This window comes from Microbacterium maritypicum (assembly GCF_041529975.1).
Taxonomy (GTDB): domain Bacteria; phylum Actinomycetota; class Actinomycetes; order Actinomycetales; family Microbacteriaceae; genus Microbacterium.
The window spans coordinates 1,712,915-1,729,502 of the sequence record NZ_CP168030.1 but is presented as its reverse complement, the minus strand read 5'-3'; the positions used below and the strand labels follow the sequence as shown (position 1 = coordinate 1,729,502).

The window sequence follows — 16,588 nt, the reverse complement described above, 5'->3', positions numbered from 1 at the left end:
TAGACTGGACGCACGCCCTCGTAGCTCAGGGGATAGAGCAGCCCTCTCCTAAAGGGCAGGTCGCAGGTTCGAATCCTGTCGAGGGCACGACGTCGAAGAGGGGCCGCCCGAAGGGTGGCCCCTCTTCGACGTCTCAGGCCCTTCGTCAGCGGGCCCCGCCGGCCAGGAGGCTCCACGCGCCGCCCCCTGCTCCCACCGTTCCGCGCCTCACCATCCCGCGGCGCGTGGAGGGGCCGGTGGAGGACTCGAGGGCACGCGACGTCACGCCGCCAGTGCCAGGTACCGTTCCCACCGCGGGTCACTGCGCTCGGTTCCGCGCACCGTCCAGGCGGTGCCGTGCGGAGGACGAGGGGTGAAGCGCAGCTGCCAGCGCATCTCCTGCGGTGTGCGATCGCTCTTGACGTTGTTGCAGCGTAGACAGCAGGCCACCAGGTTCTCCCAGGAGTCCGCTCCCCCGCGCGAACGCGGCAGTACGTGGTCGATGGTCGAAGCCGCTTTCCCGCAGTAGCCGCATCGATGATTGTCACGACGCAGCACACCGCGGCGGGTGACCGGCACGCGTCTGCTCGTCGGCACCCAGACGTACCGAGCGAGGATGATGACCGCCGGACGTTCATACACGCCGTGGGTGCCCCAGACGGGGTCGTCTTCCACGCGTTCGATCACGGTCGCCTTGTCATTCATCACGAGCACCAGGGCTCGCTTGAACGACACGATCGCGAGCGGCTCGTATCCGGCATTCAGGACCAGTGTGCGCATTCGTCATCCTCTCGATCCGCCGGGACGGCTTCCCGGCACTCTCGACTCACACGAGGTCGCCCAGGTGGCAGAGCGATCGTGGGGACGAAAAAAGGCGCCGTCTAAAGACAGCGCCTTTCGCGCACGGCGACGCCGTGGCTTCCCCGCGGGCTATGCAGAAGGACGTGACGACCGAGGGCATCCATGGTTCGGATGGTCGGTATTCGCTCCATCAGCCTCTCCCACCTGTACGACAACGGGATCAGGCTAACCCATCCGGCTGTATGCGGGGCGAAACGGAGGGTGAATGGAGCGAGGCGTGTCCGGGAATCAGCCGGCGTTGACCGAGAGCCACGACATGGGCTCGACGAGTCCGCCGTTGATCCAGACCTCGAAGTGCAGATGGTTGGCGGTCGAGCGTCCGGTGCTGCCGACATAGCCGATCAGCTGTCCTGCCGCTACCGACTGTCCGACCTGCACTTGGCGCGAACCGTAGATCATGTGACCGTAGGTCGTCTGCACTCGCTGACCGCCCACGACGCTGTCGAGCATGACGGCGACGCCGTAGCCGCCGATGCTCTCGGCGGAAGCGCGGACGACTCCGGCAGCGGCGGCATAGATCGGGGTGCCCGCGGGAGCGAGCATGTCGGCACCGTTGTGGCCGCCGCCGATCGTGCGGCTGACGTTCCAGGAGCCCATCGGGAGCGGGTAGCGGACTTCACCCGAGCCCGGGGAGGTCAGCGCGTAGCCGGCCGTGTTGTATTGGGCAGACGAGGACGCCGTCGATGCCTTTGCGGCAGCGGCCGCGCGAGCCGCAGCGGCCTCTTCTGCCTTCTTCTTCGCGATCTCCTCGGGAGTCGTCGCACTGAAGGAGCCTCGGCTCAAGGGAGCAGCTGTGGCCTGCGAGGCCACCACCAGGGACTGCGCGTCGACCGCGGCCAGCTGCTGCAACGTCGTCGGAGCGGCTTCGCTCGGCTTCGACTGCGCGAACGCAGGAAGAGCGATGCCGGCGACGAGCGCACCGACGGCCCCGAAGATGGCGATGGATCGGAGTGGCTTGACGGCCTTGCGAGCGGTCACCCGCGCACCTGCGCGTCGTGCGCTCACTCGGTCTCCAGATGTCTTCTTCGCGGGCTGTTCGATGTCTGCGGCCAAAACGTGGTCCTCCTGGGCCCTAGCGCTTTCGGGTAGCGCTGGCTCGTCGGCACTCTGCTCTCGTGGCACGAACGTATCTCGGGTACTTTGTGCGTTCCTGCCGTGAAGACGACGAGCCTGAAAGGCGTATCTTCGCGGTCCATCTCCAGCGGGCTTCTTCGCTGGCGACTCGACCGAGGTTACCGGAAGATAACGATCGTGTCACCCCGGGAACCTGACAATCGTCGCAGAGGCCGCATCAGGAGCACTCCACATGCCGCTGCGAGGCACGGAATCCGTGCCGGATCAGGCGGGTTCGCCCACGAGGAAGATGTGCGATGCAAGCTCCACGGGGAGTTCGAGACCGTCTTCCTTGCCGTCCATCTGGATGAGGACATACCCCTCACTGAAGCGGAAGTCGCCGTGCGCACCCGGAACCACACCGGCATCGCGCAGCTGCTCCAGCAGCTCCGGGTCGACCTGCGCGGGCTCGGCGAGGCGACGAACGGTCCCCTCGACGGGCTCACCCGCTGCGTTGAGTCGTTGGACGAGGCCGATGACACCCTCGTCGAAGGTGCGAGCCGGCAGGTCGCCGAGCTGGTCGAGGCCGGGGATCGGGTTGCCGTAGGGCGATTCGGTCGGGTGCCCGAGCAGCTCCACCAGGCGGCGCTCGACCTGCTCGCTCATCACGTGCTCCCACCGGCAGGCCTCTTCGTGCACGTATGCCCAGTCGAGTCCGATGACATCCGACAGCAGACGCTCGGCGAGACGGTGCTTGCGCATCACGTCGACGGCTTTGCGGCGGCCGGCGTCGGTGAGCTCGAGCGTGCGGTCCTCCGAGACGATGACGAGGCCATCGCGCTCCATGCGCCCCACGGTCTGCGAGACCGTCGGGCCGGAGTGACCGAGGCGCTCGGAGATGCGCGCGCGCAGCGGCACGATGTTCTCCTCCTCGAGTTCGAGGATGGTGCGGAGATACATCTCCGTGGTGTCGATCAGATCGGTCATGTGCAGGCCCTCCGGGGTTCTTAGGCAAGCCTACATTCCCGGACCGACATCGGATCCGTCGCCGGTCCGGCGACCCGCCGGGTGCCCTCTAGAATCGACCCATGGCGATCGAGATTCCCGGTGACCTCCTGCCCGCTGACGGCCGCTTCGGCTGCGGCCCCTCGAAGGTGCGCCCCGCGCAGCTCGAGGCGCTGGTCGCATCGGGAGCGTCGATCCTCGGCACCTCGCACCGCCAGGCGCCCGTGAAGAACCTCGTCGGCAGCGTGCGCGAGCAGCTCGCCGCCCTGTTCCGCATCCCCGAGGGATACGAGATCCTGGTGGGCAACGGCGGCTCGACCGCCTTCTGGGACGCCGCGGCCTTCGGCCTCATCGAACGTCGCAGCCAGAACCTCGTCTTCGGCGAGTTCGGCGGTAAGTTCGCCGCCGCAGCCGGTGCCCCCTGGCTCGAGGCTCCCGACGTGCGCCAGGCCGAGCCCGGGTCCCTGACCGTCGCCGAGCCCGTCCCGGGTGTCGACGTCTATGCCTGGCCCCACAACGAGACCTCGACCGGCGTCGCCGCTCCCGTCCGCCGCATCGACGCCGACGGCGCGCTGACCGTCATCGACGCGACGAGCGCCGCCGGCGGCATCGACTTCGACGCGGCTCAGGCCGACGTCTACTACTTCGCCCCGCAGAAGAACCTGGGTTCGGACGGCGGCCTGTGGTTCGCGGCGGTTTCACCGGCTGCGATCGAGCGCATCGAGCGCATCGCGGCATCCGGTCGGTACATCCCCGAGTTCCTGAGCCTGAAGAACGCCGTGGACAACTCCCGGCTCAACCAGACGCTCAACACCCCGGCACTGACCACGCTGCACCTGCTCGACAGCCAGCTGCGCTGGATCCTCGACAACGGTGGGCTCGCCTGGGCGGCGGCCCGCACGTCCGAGTCGTCCTCGGTGCTGTACGAATGGGCCGAGGCGTCGTCGATCGCCACGCCCTTCGTGACGGACGCCGCACACCGCTCTCCGGTGGTCGCCACGATCGACTTCGACGACAGCATCGACGCGGCGGCGATCGCGAAGACCCTCCGGGCGAACGGCATCGTCGACACCGAGCCGTATCGCAAGCTCGGACGCAACCAGCTACGCGTCGCGACCTTCGTGTCGATCGACCCGGACGACGTGCGTCAGCTCACCCGTTCGATCGACTTCGTGCTGGAGAACCTGGGCGCCTGAGCGCCCGGACTCACTCCTCTTCGTCGACCTCGCCGGCGTCCGCATCCAGGGCGTCGGCGTCGTCGTCGGATTCGTCGAGCTCATCGATGTCGACCCCGTCGAGATCGCCCGCGTGGAGGATGTCCGCAGCACGGTCATCGTCCTCGTCGAGCTCATCGTCGTCATCATCGAGGATGTCGTCGTCGAGAGCATCCTCGTCATCGAGATCGTCGGCATCCTCGGCGCTCTCGTCACCCGCGGCGGCCGCGGCCTCCGCGAGTTCCACCTGATGCGCGCGGTACTCGGCCAGACGTTCGGCCCAGGGCACCCATTCCGGCGCCAGAAGGGCTCCGTCGCCGGGCAGAAGCTCGAGCTCGAGGACCGTCGGATCCTCATCATCGACCTGCGCGACGGTCACGGTCCAGTACCAGCCGGGGTAGCCGGCCAGACGGTTCTCGAACCGCAACGACACAGAGCCGTCCTCTTCGATGAGGTACCCGGCTGCGGGACCGACCGTGGACGCGGGAGTGATCTCGCCCAGCGCTGCCAGGGCGAGATCGTGGGCGCCGACGAGACGCGCGTCGGCGTCAGGCTTCGAGGTCATCAGCGACCTTGCGCAGGACGGCAGCGATCTTGCGGCCGTGTCCGGAGGCGGGGTAGCGCCCGCGGCGCAGGTCTCCGCCGATGCCGTCGAGCAGCTTGACGAGGTCTTCGACGATGATCGCCATGTCATCGGCCGGCTTCCGCTTGGCCTTCGACAGGCTGGGCGGCGCTTCGAGCACACGCACCGACAGAGCCTGGAGACCGCGCTTGCCATCGGCGACGCCGAACTCCACGCGCGCACCGGCCTTCACAGCGGTGCCAGTAGGCATCGCGGAGGCGTGCAGGAAGACGTCCTGGCCGTCATCGCTGGCGATGAAGCCGAAACCCTTGTCTTCGTCGTAGAACCTGACCTTGCCGGTGGGCATGGGAGAACCTCGCTGAGATCGATATGCAGAACAGTGGGCGCGCTCGTGCGCGTCCCCCCAGCCTACCGGTCGCACGGCCCGCGGAACCGATGGGCGCAGTACGAGTAGGCTGGGACGGATGAGCACGCAGAATTCCGAGCCGGAGGTCCCCATCCGTCGGGTGGACCGCTTCCTGACCTTCGGCGCGCTCGGAATCGCCGCTGCCGCTGTGGTGTGTTTCTTCGCCATCATCATCGGCACCTGGGTCGGCATGGATCAAGAGGCTTTCGGCCATGGCGTGTGGCCTCTCATCGCCGCGATCCCCTATTGGGGCCTTCCTCTCGCCTTCGTGATGATCATCACCCTCCTCACGATGAGCTTCATCCGGAAGGGCCGCGCGTCTTCGCGTTCGTGAGGCACCGGCCATGAGCACTCACGCGCGACCGCTGGCGGATTGGCTGTCGGAGGCGAGCGACGATGACCTCCGACGACTGTTCACGGCGCGCCGGGTGCGACCGGACGTCGGCTGGCAGGATTTCTTCGACGCCGCCGAGTCCCTCCTCGACCCCACCTCCCTGTCGAAAGTTCTTCCCTCGCTGACCGCCGCGGAGGCGAAGGCGCTGATCGACGCGGCCTCAGGCGTGGGCGCCGGAGTGCAGCAGGAGAGCTTGACGGCACTGGCCCTGCTCCGGGCGGACGGCGCCCCGTATCCCCCCGTGACCGCAGCGCTCGCGGGGCGCTCGGTTCCGGACCTCCCGGCCGATCAGCCGACCGCCGTCCCCTCCTCCGAGACGGCATCGGCCCACGCCGCAGAACGTGCGTTCACGACGGTCGCCGTGCTCGCGGACCTGCTTCTCGTCGCGAGGGAGAATCCGTTCTCGCTGCTCACCGGCGGAGGCGTGAACGCGGGCGAGAAGCGTCAGCTCGGCGAAGCCGGCGTGCCCGTGGAGATCGTGGACACGCTGGTGTCGATCGCGCTCGAGTCCGGGCTCGCGGTCGCGGCGGACCGCCGACTGCGATCGAGCCAATCCGCAGAAGCCTGGCTGCGCTCCTCGGCGGTCGAACGCTGGAGCGTGCTGGCGACGTCGTTCCGCGACGCCCTGCCGCGCGGCGTCCGTTCTCCCGACGGCGGGTGGACGCCTCCACAGTCGTGGAGCGACGCGCATCCGTGGGATCCGACGTGGCCCGACCGCGCCCGTGTCCTGCACGAGGCAGCGCGGCTGCTCGGGCTCATCGCCGAAGACGGCAGCGAACCGGAATGGGCCGTCGGGCTGCGCACCGGAGGCGATGCCGACGCTCGGGCCCTCGTGCGGCTGCTGCCGGCGGAAGTGGACCGGATCTTCCTGCAGAACGACCTCACGGCGATCGCCCCCGGCCCGCTGGAACCCGCACTCGATGTGCGTCTTCGCACGATCGCCGCCCGCGAGTCAGCGGCCCAGGCATCGTCGTACCGGTTCACCACGGAATCGGTGGCGCACGCGTTCGTCGCCGGCGAGACCGAGCAGTCGATCCTCGAGTTCCTCGGCTCCCTCTCGCTCACAGGCATACCGCAGCCGCTCGGCTACCTGATCGCACAGACCGCTCAACGGCACGGCCTCGTCCGCGTGTTCACCGACGAGGAGACCGGTCGCACGCGGATCGAGAGCACGGATTCGCACCTCATCCAGGCGATGGCCGTCGACCAGTCGCTGCGTCCGCTCGCGCTCGCGGTGCACGTCGGGTCGCTCACCACCCGCGTCAGCCGCGAGACGGTGTACTGGGCGCTCACCGACGCGAGGTATCCGGCGACTCTGGTCGGCGCGGACGGTGCTCTCCTGGTGCGCGAACGGCACCCCGCCGCCCCGGCGACGCTGCCCGACCTGGACACCCTGGATCTCACCCCCCTCATCACACGCCTGCGTTCGCACCAGGGCCCGGATGCCGACGCCGCCTGGCTCGACCGGGAGCTCGAGGCGGCGGTGCGCGCGAAATCCGTCCTCCAGGTCACGGTCGGGATGCCGGACGGCTCCACCCGAGAACTCCTCCTCGAAGCCACGGGGATGGGTGGTGGTCGTCTTCGCGGCCGGGACCGTGCGGCCGACGTCGAGCGCACGCTCCCGGTGTCGAGCATCCTCGCAGCGACGATCGTCGCGCCGTAGGCCCAGTGCCTCTCGCGACCGGTAAACTGGACAGCTATGTCTGATGGCCCCCTGATCGTCCAGAGCGATCGCACCGTGCTGCTCGAAGTCGCCCACGCCGACGCCGAGAGCGCCCGCCACGAACTCGCGATCTTCGCCGAGTTGGAACGAGCCCCCGAGCACATCCACACCTACCGGATCACCCGCCTCGGACTGTGGAACGCACGCGCCGCCGGGCACACCGCGGAAGACATGCTGGAGACGCTCGATCGCTGGTCGCGCTTCCCCGTTCCGCCGTCGGTCTCCGTCGATCTGCGCGAGACCGTGAACCGCTACGGCCGGCTGGTCATCGAGCGCGACGACGAGGGAACCCTCATCCTGCGCTCCTCCGACCCCGCCGTGCTCGCCCAGGTCGCGAACAACAAGCGCATTCAGCCCCTCCTGATCGGGCATCCGACTCCCGAGGTCTTCGTGGTGGACGCCTGGGCGCGCGGGCAGATCAAGCAGGAACTGCTGAAGATCGGCTGGCCTGCCGAGGATCTCGCCGGTTACACACCGGGCACTCCGCACGAGATCGACCTCGCCGAGGACGGCTGGCACATCCGCCCCTATCAGCAGGACGCCGTCGACGCCTTCTCGAAGGACGGATCGGGCGTCGTGGTCCTGCCCTGCGGCGCGGGCAAGACGATCGTCGGCGCCGGCGCGATGGCGGCCACCAAGACCACCACGCTGATCCTGGTCACCAACACCGTCTCCGCACGACAGTGGCGCGACGAACTGTTGAAGCGCACGAGCCTCACTCCCGAAGAGATCGGCGAGTACTCGGGCCAGGCCAAAGAGGTCAAGCCCGTCACGATCGCGACCTATCAGATCCTCACCGCCAAGCGGAAGGGCGAGTACGCTCATCTCGCGCTGCTGGACGCCCTCGACTGGGGCCTCATCGTGTACGACGAGGTCCACCTGCTGCCGGCGCCGGTGTTCAAGCTCACCGCGGATCTCCAGGCCCGCCGCCGTATCGGACTCACCGCGACCCTCGTGCGCGAGGACGGCCGCGAGGGCGACGTGTTCAGCCTGATCGGCCCCAAGCGCTTCGACGCCCCGTGGAAGCAGATCGAGGCGCAGGGCTTCATCTCCCCCGCCGCCTGCTACGAGGTGCGCGTAGACCTCCCGCCGAGCGACCGCCTCGAGTACGCCGCTGCCACCGACGACGAACGGTACCGACTCGCGGCATCCGCTCCGGCCAAGGTCAAGGCGGTGCGCGAGCTGATCGCGAAGCATCAGGGCGAGCGCATCCTCGTGATCGGACAGTACCTCGATCAGCTCGAGTCGCTGTCGGCCGCCCTGGATGCTCCCCAGATCACGGGTGCGACCCCGATCGACGAGCGCGAGGAGCTCTATCGCGCCTTCCGCGAGGGCGAGATCTCGCTCCTCGTCGTGTCGAAGGTCGCGAACTTCTCCATCGACCTGCCGGAGGCCTCGGTCGCCATCCAGGTGTCCGGCTCGTTCGGATCCCGCCAGGAGGAGGCGCAGCGACTCGGTCGACTGCTGCGCCCCAAGCAGTCCGGACACACCGCAAGCTTCTACACCCTCGTCGCGCGCGACACGATCGACCAGGACTATGCGCAGAACCGCCAGCGCTTCCTGGCCGAGCAGGGGTACAGCTACACGATCATGGATTCGGACGCGATCGCAGCCTGAGCCTCCCTCCGGCGGCTGTACCGCTCAGCCGTGCAGCATCGGGTCCAGGCGATGGGTTCCGCTTCCGACGCCGGCGCCCGTCACCCTGCTCGCTGTGCGGACGATGCCGAGCCTGCCCGCCCACCGGTCGGCGAGCAGCGCATAGACGACCATCGCGACCGTCGACGCGAGCAGATCGACGGGCGTTCCCGTGGTGGCGTTGGCATCGACGAGGCTGACGGTGCCGAGCAGGAAGATGAGCGCGTTGTTCACGATGTGCAGGGAGATCGCCGCTTCCAGACCGCCCGTGCGCCAGGTCAGCCACGCGGCGACGATCGCGAACATGCCCACGCTCGCCGCCCCCCAGATGTCGTAGCCGTGCCCGAGCACGAACAGCGGCACCGGGAGCAGGATGGCGAAGGCCGGATGCCGCAACCAGCCACCGACGAGCTGCATCAGATAGCCGCGGAACACATACTCCTCGGCGGCGGCCTGCAGCGGGATGAGCAGCAGCACGAGCAGCACCATGACCCATAGCGCCGGGTGGGAGAAGTCGACGACGATCGCCTCGCCCGTGGCGGCCGCCACGCCGAGCACGACCGCGAAGTAGACGACGAACACGGCGAGTGCCAGCAGCAGGCTCCGGCCGAGCCACCCCATCCGCAGCCGCCCGGTGACAGAGGAAAGCAGGCCGACGCCGCGCCCCTCGACGATGCGCGACGCGAGCAGGAGCGCGGGGATCATCAGGATCAAGGGCAACACCAGTGCGAGGAAGAGCCAGGGGCGATCGAGGTCGAAGTACTGCACCGTCGTGAGGAGAACCTGAATCTCGGCTCCCCAACCCGGCACGAGCAGCGAGGCGACGACGAGCGGCACGATCAGGAGGAGCAGGATCGCCACGTAGAGCGCCACTCCGACGACTCCGGTCACGAGCATCCGCCACCAGCGGTACTTCGGTCGCAGGCGTGCAAGACGGTGGTAGGGGATCTGCTCGGCAGGCGAGGGCACGGCCGGAGCGATGGCGGATGCGGGGGCGGCGGAGGCGTCCTCGTTCGAGCTCATGCTTCCATCCTCTCAACGATGCAGAGGTGCGCGACTCCGCGCCGTTCCGGACAATAGTCAGCAACTGCATGGCCGAAGTCACCATAATGGGGACATGACTGCTCCGCGCATCCTGGTCGTCGACGACGAACCCAACATCCGTGACCTGCTCTCGACGGGTCTCAGCTTCGCCGGATTCCAGGTGAAGACGGTGGCCAACGGCGCCGCCACGATCTCGGCCGTCCTCGAAGAGGAGCCGGACCTGATCATCCTCGACGTCATGCTCCCGGACATGAACGGGTTCAGCGTCACCAAGCGTCTCCGCGGCGCCGGGTTCACCGCGCCGATCCTGTTCCTCACGGCGAAGGACGGGACCGAGGACAAGATCGAGGGCCTCAATGCGGGCGGCGACGACTACGTCACCAAACCCTTCAGCCTCGACGAGATCGTCGCGAGGGCGCAGGCGATCCTGCGGCGCACGATGCAGGCCGACGAGGAGTCGATCATCCGCGCCGGTGAGCTGTCGATGGATCAGGACACGCACGATGTCCACGTGGGCAAGGAGCCGATCGAGCTCAGCCCGACCGAATTCAAGCTGCTGCGCTACCTGATGCTCAATCCGAATCGCGTGCTGTCGAAGGCGCAGATCCTCGATCACGTGTGGGAGTACGACTTCAACGGCGATGCCGGGATCGTCGAGAGCTACATCTCGTACCTGCGTCGCAAGATCGACCCGCACACCGAAGAATCGCTCATCCAGACCAAGCGCGGGTTCGGATACATGCTCAAGGTCGGCAAGTCGGTCTGACGACCGACCCCGACCACCGGCGCCGTCCCACGGCGTACAGAACGCCCGAGGAGGACCGCATGGCGAGCAAGCCCGATGCGGTCACCGCCTGGTGGCGCCGCATCAGCCTGCGCGCGAAGGTCACCGGGGTCACTGTGGCGGTGCTCGCTCTCGGTCTTCTCGTCGCGGGTCTCGGAACCGTACCGATCCTCCGCAACGCGCTCGTCGCCAACATCGATGCGCAGCTGCCCGCACTGGTCTCCAGCGATCTGGTCGAACGGTACTTCGATGCCACGACGGTCGACGGCGTAACGACCTATACCCCGCGTGAAGAGAAGCCACGGGACTTCTCTTTCGCGATCTACGACGCGACAGGGGTCCTCCGTGCCACTGCGCGAGGCACGTCGGGTCAGGCCCCTCTCTTCCCCTCGGAATACTCACTCGCCAAGGCGACCGCAGACACCGATCAGATTCCGCTCGAGATCCCCGGCGCAGACGGCAGCGTCTTCCATGGCGCCGTCGCGGTGGTGGGGTCGGAGGGCGGTGCGCTGCGCATCCAACTGGTCGCCTTGCCGCTCGCACCCGCCGACCGCATCATCAGCCAGTACTTCGGCATCTACATCACGATCGCGCTGATCACGATCCTCATCGCGGCACTCCTCACCCGGGGGCTCGTCACACTCACCTTCCGCAGGCTCGGTCAGGTCGAGGCGACGGCCATGTCCATCGCGGCAGGCGACTTCCGGCAGCGGTTGACCGACCTCGAACCGACCACCGAGGTCGGGCGACTGAACACGGCGATCAACACGATGCTGGATCGCGTCGACGGCTCACTCGCTCAGCGCGACCGCAGCGTTCAGCACATGCGACGATTCATCGGGGACGCGAGCCACGAGCTGCGCACGCCGCTGGTGAGCGTGCGCGGCTATGCGGAGCTGTATCGCATGGGTGCGATCAAGGGCGAGGAGGACACCGCCAGAGCCATGGAGCGCATCGAGAAGGAGGCCATCCGCATGGGTGTCCTGGTGGAGGACCTCCTCGCGCTCGCACGTCTGGACGAAGAGCGCGAGCCCGAGATCGTCGCGCTCGACCTGCGACCGATCGCCCGGGACGCCGCTCTCGATCTGCGCGCCGCAGCACCGGGGCGGACAGTGACGGTGATCGATCGCACGGTCGAGGCGATGTCGCCCATCCAGCTACAGGACACGGCTGCTCCTCAACCGGATCAGCCGGCGACACCGCCCGCACGAGGGCTCTCCCGCACCGCGCTTTCGCGCCTGCGGCGTCGTCCGCGGCAGCCGGATCCGGCACCGGCGATCGACTTCACCGAGATCCCCGACATCCCCGTGCGCACCCCGCCGATCGTTCTGGGCGAAGAGAACAAGGTGCGGCAGGTCGTGACGAACCTGTTGGGGAACGCCCGCCGCTTCTCCCCCGAGGACGGCCCGATCGAGATCGTCGTCGATTCTGACCGGGTGCTCGGCACCGGCAGCATCTCGATCGTGGACCACGGCGAGGGTATCCCCCCGCAGATCCGGGAGCAGATCTTCGAGCGCTTCTGGCGCGCCGACACGTCCCGCGCACGCGAGACCGGCGGTTCCGGCCTCGGGCTCGCGATCGTCGCGTCGATCATGAAGGCGCTGCACGGCGGCGTCGACGTCTCGGAGACTCCGGGAGGTGGAGCGACGTTCACGGTCACGCTCCCTCTCGCGCCTGCCCGCGCCACACCCGAGCACCTTCTCGAGGACACCCAGCCCCTGGAACGGCTCGACCTGTCCTGACGGCTCTGCACGACCCGCCGTGGCTCGTGGTTCTGCACACCCGCTGTGCGCGAGCGGCCTGGGGACGGAGCGGGCAGGGCCAGCCCGCCTAGCGTCGGAACTCCAACAGAAGGAGTTCTCATGTCCGTCTTCACCGTCGACACCGAAGCCGTCCACGCCGCGCACGGAGCGACCAGAGCCACCATCGAACGACTGCAGACCGAGTCGGCCACGCTCATGGCGCAGTTGCGGCAGCTGCAGTCCTCCTGGGTCGGCAGTGCATCCACCGCCTTCCAGGGCTGCGCGGAGCAGTGGCAGGGCGCCCAGCTCCATGTCGAGCAGGTGCTCGACTCGATCGGCACCTCGCTCGGGTCGGCAGCCTCTCAGTACGCGGACGCCGACCAGTACTCGGCCAGCCTGTTCCGCTGAACCTCGCCCGACACGAACGCAGAACGCCCCCGGCCGGAGCCGGGGGCGTTCTGTCATGAGGGCTGGATCAGAAGTCCATGCCGCCCGACGGGTCACCCATCGGAGCAGCAGCCTTCTCGGGCTTGTCAGCCACGACGACCTCGGTGGTGAGGAAGAGAGCCGCGATCGAGGCTGCATTCTGCAGCGCCGAGCGGGTCACCTTCGCCGGGTCGATGATTCCCGCAGCGAACATGTCGACGTACTCACCGGTGGCCGCGTTGAGGCCCTGACCCGAGGGGAGCTCGGAGACCTTGTTCGCGACGACACCCGGCTCGAGACCGGCGTTCAGCGCGATCTGCTTGAGCGGAGCCTCGATCGCGACGCGAACGATGTTCGCACCGGTCGCCTCGTCGCCCGAGAGCGTCAGGCCGTCGAGAGCCTTCGTGCCCGACTGGATCAGCGCGACGCCACCGCCGGGGACGATGCCCTCTTCGACGGCTGCCTTCGCGTTGCGGACGGCGTCTTCGATGCGGTGCTTGCGCTCCTTGAGCTCGACCTCGGTGGCCGCGCCCGCCTTGATGACGGCGACGCCACCGGCGAGCTTCGCCAGACGCTCCTGCAGCTTCTCACGGTCGTAGTCGCTGTCGGTGTTCTCGATCTCGCGACGGATCTGCGTGACGCGACCCTCGATCTGGTCTGCCTCACCGGCGCCCTCGACGATCGTGGTCTCGTCCTTGGTGACGATGACCTTGCGCGCACGGCCCAGCAGGTCGAGCGTGGCGTTCTCCAGCTTGAGGCCGACCTCCTCGGTGATGACCTGACCACCGGTGAGGATCGCGATGTCCTGCAGCTGCGCCTTGCGGCGGTCGCCGAAGCCGGGAGCCTTGACGGCGACCGACTTGAAGATGCCCTTGAGCTTGTTCAGCACGAGCGTCGCGAGAGCCTCGCCCTCGACGTCCTCGGCGATGATGACGAGCTCCTTGCCGTCCTGGATCACCTTGTCGACGATGGGCAGCAGGTCCTTGATGTTGGAGACCTTCTGGTTCGCAATGAGGATGTACGGGTCTTCGAAGACCGCTTCCTGACGCTCCGGGTCCGTGACGAAGTACGGGTTCAGGTAGCCCTTGTCGAAGCGCATGCCCTCGGTGAGCTCGAGCTCGGTGCCGAACGTCTGCGACTCCTCGACGGTGACGACGCCTTCCTTGCCGACCTTGTCGATCGCCTCGGCGATGAGCTCGCCGATCGCCGGGTCTGCAGCGGAGATGGATGCCGTGGCGGCGATCTGCTCCTTGGAGTCGATCTCCTTGGCGCTCGAGAGGAGCTCCTCGGTGATCGCGGCGACGGCCTTCTCGATGCCGCGCTTGAGCGAGATGGGGTCGGCGCCGGCTGCGACGTTGCGCAGGCCCTCGCGGACCAGAGCCTGTGCGAGGACCGTGGCGGTGGTGGTGCCGTCACCCGCGACGTCGTCGGTCTTCTTCGCGACCTCCTTGACGAGCTCCGCGCCGATCTTCTCGTACGGGTCGTCCAGCTCGATCTCCTTGGCGATGGAGACACCGTCGTTCGTGATCGTGGGAGCGCCCCACTTCTTCTCGAGGACGACGTTGCGACCGCGCGGGCCGAGGGTCACCTTGACCGCGTCGGCGAGGATGTTGAGGCCGCGCTCGAGGCCGCGGCGGGCCTCCTCATCGAAAGCAATGATCTTTGCCATGAGTTTTTTCGTCCCTCCTGGACGTAGACGTTGGGTTTAGCACTCAGAGTGTGAGAGTGCTAACGCCATTCTGGCACTCGACACCTTCGAGTGCAAGCCGCCGGAGGCGGGGCGCATCCCGACGTCAGGAGGCAGGCGCCTCTTCCGGCGTCTCAGGTGCCGAGGTCGACCGATCGAGGCCGATCACGACGGTGAACTGCGTCTGTCCGTCCTCCGTCTGACCGGAGTAGTAGTCGCTCTGCTGCACGGCTGCACCGCCGAGGAGGTCAGCCAGACCGACGGCTGCCAGTTCGTCCGCGTCTTCGACGTAGAACACGGTCGTGTTGGCGAAATCCTGACTGGAGCTGTCGCCCGCGAAGACGTTGTCAGCAGCCCAGCCGTTGTTGATGAGCGTGTCGCGCATGCGCGTGTCGGCGCCCTCGTCGGGCGTGCCGTTCAGGATCATCACCGAGATGCTGGGGTCGACGATCCCCGTCTCCTCCGGCGTCGGCACAGCGCTCGGCGCCGCGTCGGGGAACAGCGAGACACGGCCCATGACCACCAGCGAGCCGAAGATGCCGGCGATGATGAGCACGAGTGCAGCCACGAACGACCAGAGCAGCACGACCCAGCCGTTCATCCCCGGCGCTTCGGCACGGTGCGCTCCCACCCTTCCGGACGTACGGGGAGCATCATCGAAGCGATCGCGGGTGGGCTTTGACACCCCTCGATGCTAGCGGCACCTTCCTGTCAATCCGTTTCGCCGCCGGGCCGGAGGTGCGCGCGTCGCCGGCGAGCAGTCACCGGAGAGCCTCAGCCGACGAAACCGGGCAGCCGCGCGCTGCGCCGGGTCGCACGCGAATCGCGGAGTCGGCGGAGGCGGCGCACCAGCATCGGATCGTATTCGAGCGCGGATTCGGAATCGATCAGTCGTCCGAGCAGCTGGTAGTAGCGTGCGGCGCTCATCCCGAGCTGGGCGCGGATGATCTCTTCCTTCGCCCCGCTGTGACGCGGCCATGCCGCTTCCAGGGCGAGGATCGCGCGATCGCGCTCCGTGAGATCTCCGAGCATGGCTCCAGGTTAGGACGCATCCGCCGGCAGGCCGGGTCGCCACTCCCACCATCGCCCGAGCGGATCTGCGGCCGCGCGGACCCGTCCGTCGAGCGCCACCACGAACCCCCGCCACCGATCCGCATCGACGGGCGGCTCCCAGGCGTCGGTCACCGCGGGCGGATCGATCGTGATCCAGCGGGCGTCCATGCGCGAGATCCTCGCGATCAGCGCCGTCCGCTCCACCCGAGGGATGTGCACCAGCACGCCAGGAGTGGTGATGACGAGGGTCGCCTGCGGGGGTGCCGCCGACGCCAGCGCGGCGAGGTGCGTGCCGGCGTCCCCTTCCACCAGAAGAGGAGGATCACCGGCTGCGATGTCGAGGGCGGCCTCGATGCGCTCCTCGCGCCCCGGCTCCCCCGGCCACACGAGACCGCGCAGCCAACGCCGATCGCGTTCGTCGGCGGCATCGAGCGGCGCCAGGTCGATCCCGGCACGCCACACCACCTCCGGCATCCGGAGCGCGGGAAGCGGACCGGTCACCCGGCTCTCGAGCACGACCGTCGAGACGTCGTCCGCCGGGTCGAGGCCGGCGCGGAGCACCCCGTCCTCGTCCACGAAGCGATACGAGTACCGATCGGGGTAGAGACAGAGTCCCGCCGACGCCCCGATCTCGAGAAGCGCGATCGGCCCCTCGATCTCGGAGAGCACCGGCAGAAGTGCCGCGAGACGGAGCGGCTCGTTCGTCTGCAAAGACCTGCGCGCGCACTCGACGACGATCTCGTCCGCATTCCGGAGCACGAAAGCACGCCACCGCGCATACGGCTCGAGCGGGACGCCGAGCAGACGGGTCACGGCGAACACGAGCGGCGGCTGGCGCCTCGTCTCCGGGATCCGGAACAGGATGCGCTGCACCTCCTCATCCCCGGCGACCCCCGCCGCCCACTCCGCATACAGCGCGCTCCGCCCCGGAGCCTCGTCACGGGCGAATCGCGCGTAGCGCTCCTGCACGGCATCCGTCATCCGTCCATTCTGACGCGC

The 16,588-nt window shown here is 68.0% G+C and carries 17 protein-coding genes and 1 tRNA gene; 8 read left to right on the top strand and 10 right to left on the bottom strand.

What is annotated here, in order from left to right; all coding sequences use genetic code 11:
- The first annotated feature begins 14 nt into the window (after positions 1 to 14).
- Positions 15 to 87 (top strand) — tRNA-Arg (locus ACCO44_RS08540).
- A 174-nt stretch (positions 88 to 261) separates the two neighbouring features.
- On the opposite strand, the gene ACCO44_RS08535 is transcribed toward ACCO44_RS08540, so the two are convergent.
- The 3 genes from ACCO44_RS08535 to ACCO44_RS08525 form a co-directional block, all read right to left on the bottom strand.
- The gene (locus ACCO44_RS08535; RefSeq protein ID WP_372469245.1) at positions 262 to 759 is read right to left on the bottom strand and encodes an HNH endonuclease; all 498 of its coding nucleotides are present in this window, start codon (positions 757 to 759) and stop codon (positions 262 to 264) included.
- 309 nt (positions 760 to 1,068) lie between these two features.
- Positions 1,069 to 1,818, bottom strand: a complete 750-nt coding sequence (locus tag ACCO44_RS08530; protein WP_036303711.1) for a M23 family metallopeptidase — start codon at positions 1,816 to 1,818, stop codon at positions 1,069 to 1,071.
- 360 nt (positions 1,819 to 2,178) lie between these two features.
- Positions 2,179 to 2,880 carry a metal-dependent transcriptional regulator gene (locus ACCO44_RS08525; protein ID WP_029262734.1) on the bottom strand — a complete coding sequence of 234 codons (702 nt, stop codon included), beginning with the start codon at positions 2,878 to 2,880 and terminating at the stop codon, positions 2,179 to 2,181.
- A gap of 101 nt (positions 2,881 to 2,981) precedes the next feature.
- Here ACCO44_RS08525 and serC point away from each other — a divergent pair, with 101 nt between their 5' ends.
- Positions 2,982 to 4,094: a phosphoserine transaminase gene (serC, locus tag ACCO44_RS08520; protein WP_372469244.1), complete on the top strand. Its 1,113-nt coding sequence runs from the start codon at positions 2,982 to 2,984 to the stop codon at positions 4,092 to 4,094.
- Positions 4,095 to 4,104: 10 nt separating this feature from the next.
- Here the strand turns inward: serC and ACCO44_RS08515 are convergent, their stop codons facing one another.
- Together ACCO44_RS08515 and ACCO44_RS08510 are read right to left on the bottom strand one after the other, a co-directional pair.
- On the bottom strand, positions 4,105 to 4,677 hold the full coding sequence (locus ACCO44_RS08515) for a DUF3027 domain-containing protein (RefSeq protein ID WP_262003852.1): 573 nt from the start codon (positions 4,675 to 4,677) through the stop codon (positions 4,105 to 4,107).
- Positions 4,661 to 5,041, bottom strand: a complete 381-nt coding sequence (locus tag ACCO44_RS08510; protein WP_029262737.1) for a cold-shock protein — start codon at positions 5,039 to 5,041, stop codon at positions 4,661 to 4,663. Before ACCO44_RS08510 ends, ACCO44_RS08515 begins: the two co-directional genes overlap by 17 nt.
- Before the next feature lie 118 nt (positions 5,042 to 5,159).
- Between ACCO44_RS08510 and ACCO44_RS08505 the strand changes: the two genes are divergently transcribed.
- Genes ACCO44_RS08505 through ACCO44_RS08495 form a run of 3 tightly spaced genes read left to right on the top strand, consistent with a single transcriptional unit; the run spans position 5,160 to position 8,835 of the window.
- Complete coding sequence (locus tag ACCO44_RS08505) at positions 5,160 to 5,435, top strand: multidrug ABC transporter ATPase (protein WP_105711324.1); 276 nt, start codon at positions 5,160 to 5,162, stop codon at positions 5,433 to 5,435.
- 10 nt (positions 5,436 to 5,445) lie between these two features.
- Complete coding sequence (locus ACCO44_RS08500; RefSeq protein WP_105711325.1) at positions 5,446 to 7,158, top strand: helicase-associated domain-containing protein; 1,713 nt, start codon at positions 5,446 to 5,448, stop codon at positions 7,156 to 7,158.
- Positions 7,159 to 7,194: 36 nt separating this feature from the next.
- Positions 7,195 to 8,835 (top strand): DNA repair helicase XPB, encoded by a 1,641-nt coding sequence (locus tag ACCO44_RS08495; protein ID WP_029262740.1) that lies wholly within the window; start codon positions 7,195 to 7,197, stop codon positions 8,833 to 8,835.
- A 24-nt stretch (positions 8,836 to 8,859) separates the two neighbouring features.
- On the opposite strand, the gene ACCO44_RS08490 is transcribed toward ACCO44_RS08495, so the two are convergent.
- Positions 8,860 to 9,876, bottom strand: coding sequence for a lysostaphin resistance A-like protein (locus ACCO44_RS08490; RefSeq protein ID WP_372469243.1), 1,017 nt, complete (start codon positions 9,874 to 9,876; stop codon positions 8,860 to 8,862).
- 94 nt (positions 9,877 to 9,970) lie between these two features.
- On the opposite strand from ACCO44_RS08490, the gene ACCO44_RS08485 reads away from it, so the two are divergent.
- From ACCO44_RS08485 to ACCO44_RS08475, 3 genes are all read left to right on the top strand, one after another.
- Positions 9,971 to 10,663 carry a response regulator transcription factor gene (locus ACCO44_RS08485; RefSeq protein WP_029262742.1) on the top strand — a complete coding sequence of 231 codons (693 nt, stop codon included), beginning with the start codon at positions 9,971 to 9,973 and terminating at the stop codon, positions 10,661 to 10,663.
- A gap of 59 nt (positions 10,664 to 10,722) precedes the next feature.
- Positions 10,723 to 12,423, top strand: a complete 1,701-nt coding sequence (locus tag ACCO44_RS08480; protein ID WP_372469242.1) for a sensor histidine kinase — start codon at positions 10,723 to 10,725, stop codon at positions 12,421 to 12,423.
- 120 nt (positions 12,424 to 12,543) lie between these two features.
- Positions 12,544 to 12,831, top strand: coding sequence for a WXG100 family type VII secretion target (locus tag ACCO44_RS08475; protein ID WP_105711327.1), 288 nt, complete (start codon positions 12,544 to 12,546; stop codon positions 12,829 to 12,831).
- Positions 12,832 to 12,898: 67 nt separating this feature from the next.
- On the opposite strand, the gene groL is transcribed toward ACCO44_RS08475, so the two are convergent.
- The 4 genes from groL to ACCO44_RS08455 all read right to left on the bottom strand — a co-directional run bounded on the left by groL (position 12,899) and on the right by ACCO44_RS08455 (position 16,570).
- Positions 12,899 to 14,518: a chaperonin GroEL gene (gene groL / locus ACCO44_RS08470; RefSeq protein ID WP_029262745.1), complete on the bottom strand. Its 1,620-nt coding sequence runs from the start codon at positions 14,516 to 14,518 to the stop codon at positions 12,899 to 12,901.
- A 124-nt stretch (positions 14,519 to 14,642) separates the two neighbouring features.
- Positions 14,643 to 15,221, bottom strand: a complete 579-nt coding sequence (locus ACCO44_RS08465) for a LytR C-terminal domain-containing protein (protein ID WP_029273976.1) — start codon at positions 15,219 to 15,221, stop codon at positions 14,643 to 14,645.
- 89 nt (positions 15,222 to 15,310) lie between these two features.
- A complete protein-coding gene (locus ACCO44_RS08460; protein WP_029262747.1) occupies positions 15,311 to 15,568 on the bottom strand; it encodes a DUF3263 domain-containing protein in 258 nt (85 codons plus the stop codon).
- Between the two features lie 9 nt (positions 15,569 to 15,577).
- Positions 15,578 to 16,570, bottom strand: coding sequence for a DUF2332 family protein (locus ACCO44_RS08455; protein ID WP_372469240.1), 993 nt, complete (start codon positions 16,568 to 16,570; stop codon positions 15,578 to 15,580).
- Positions 16,571 to 16,588: the final 18 nt, after the last annotated feature.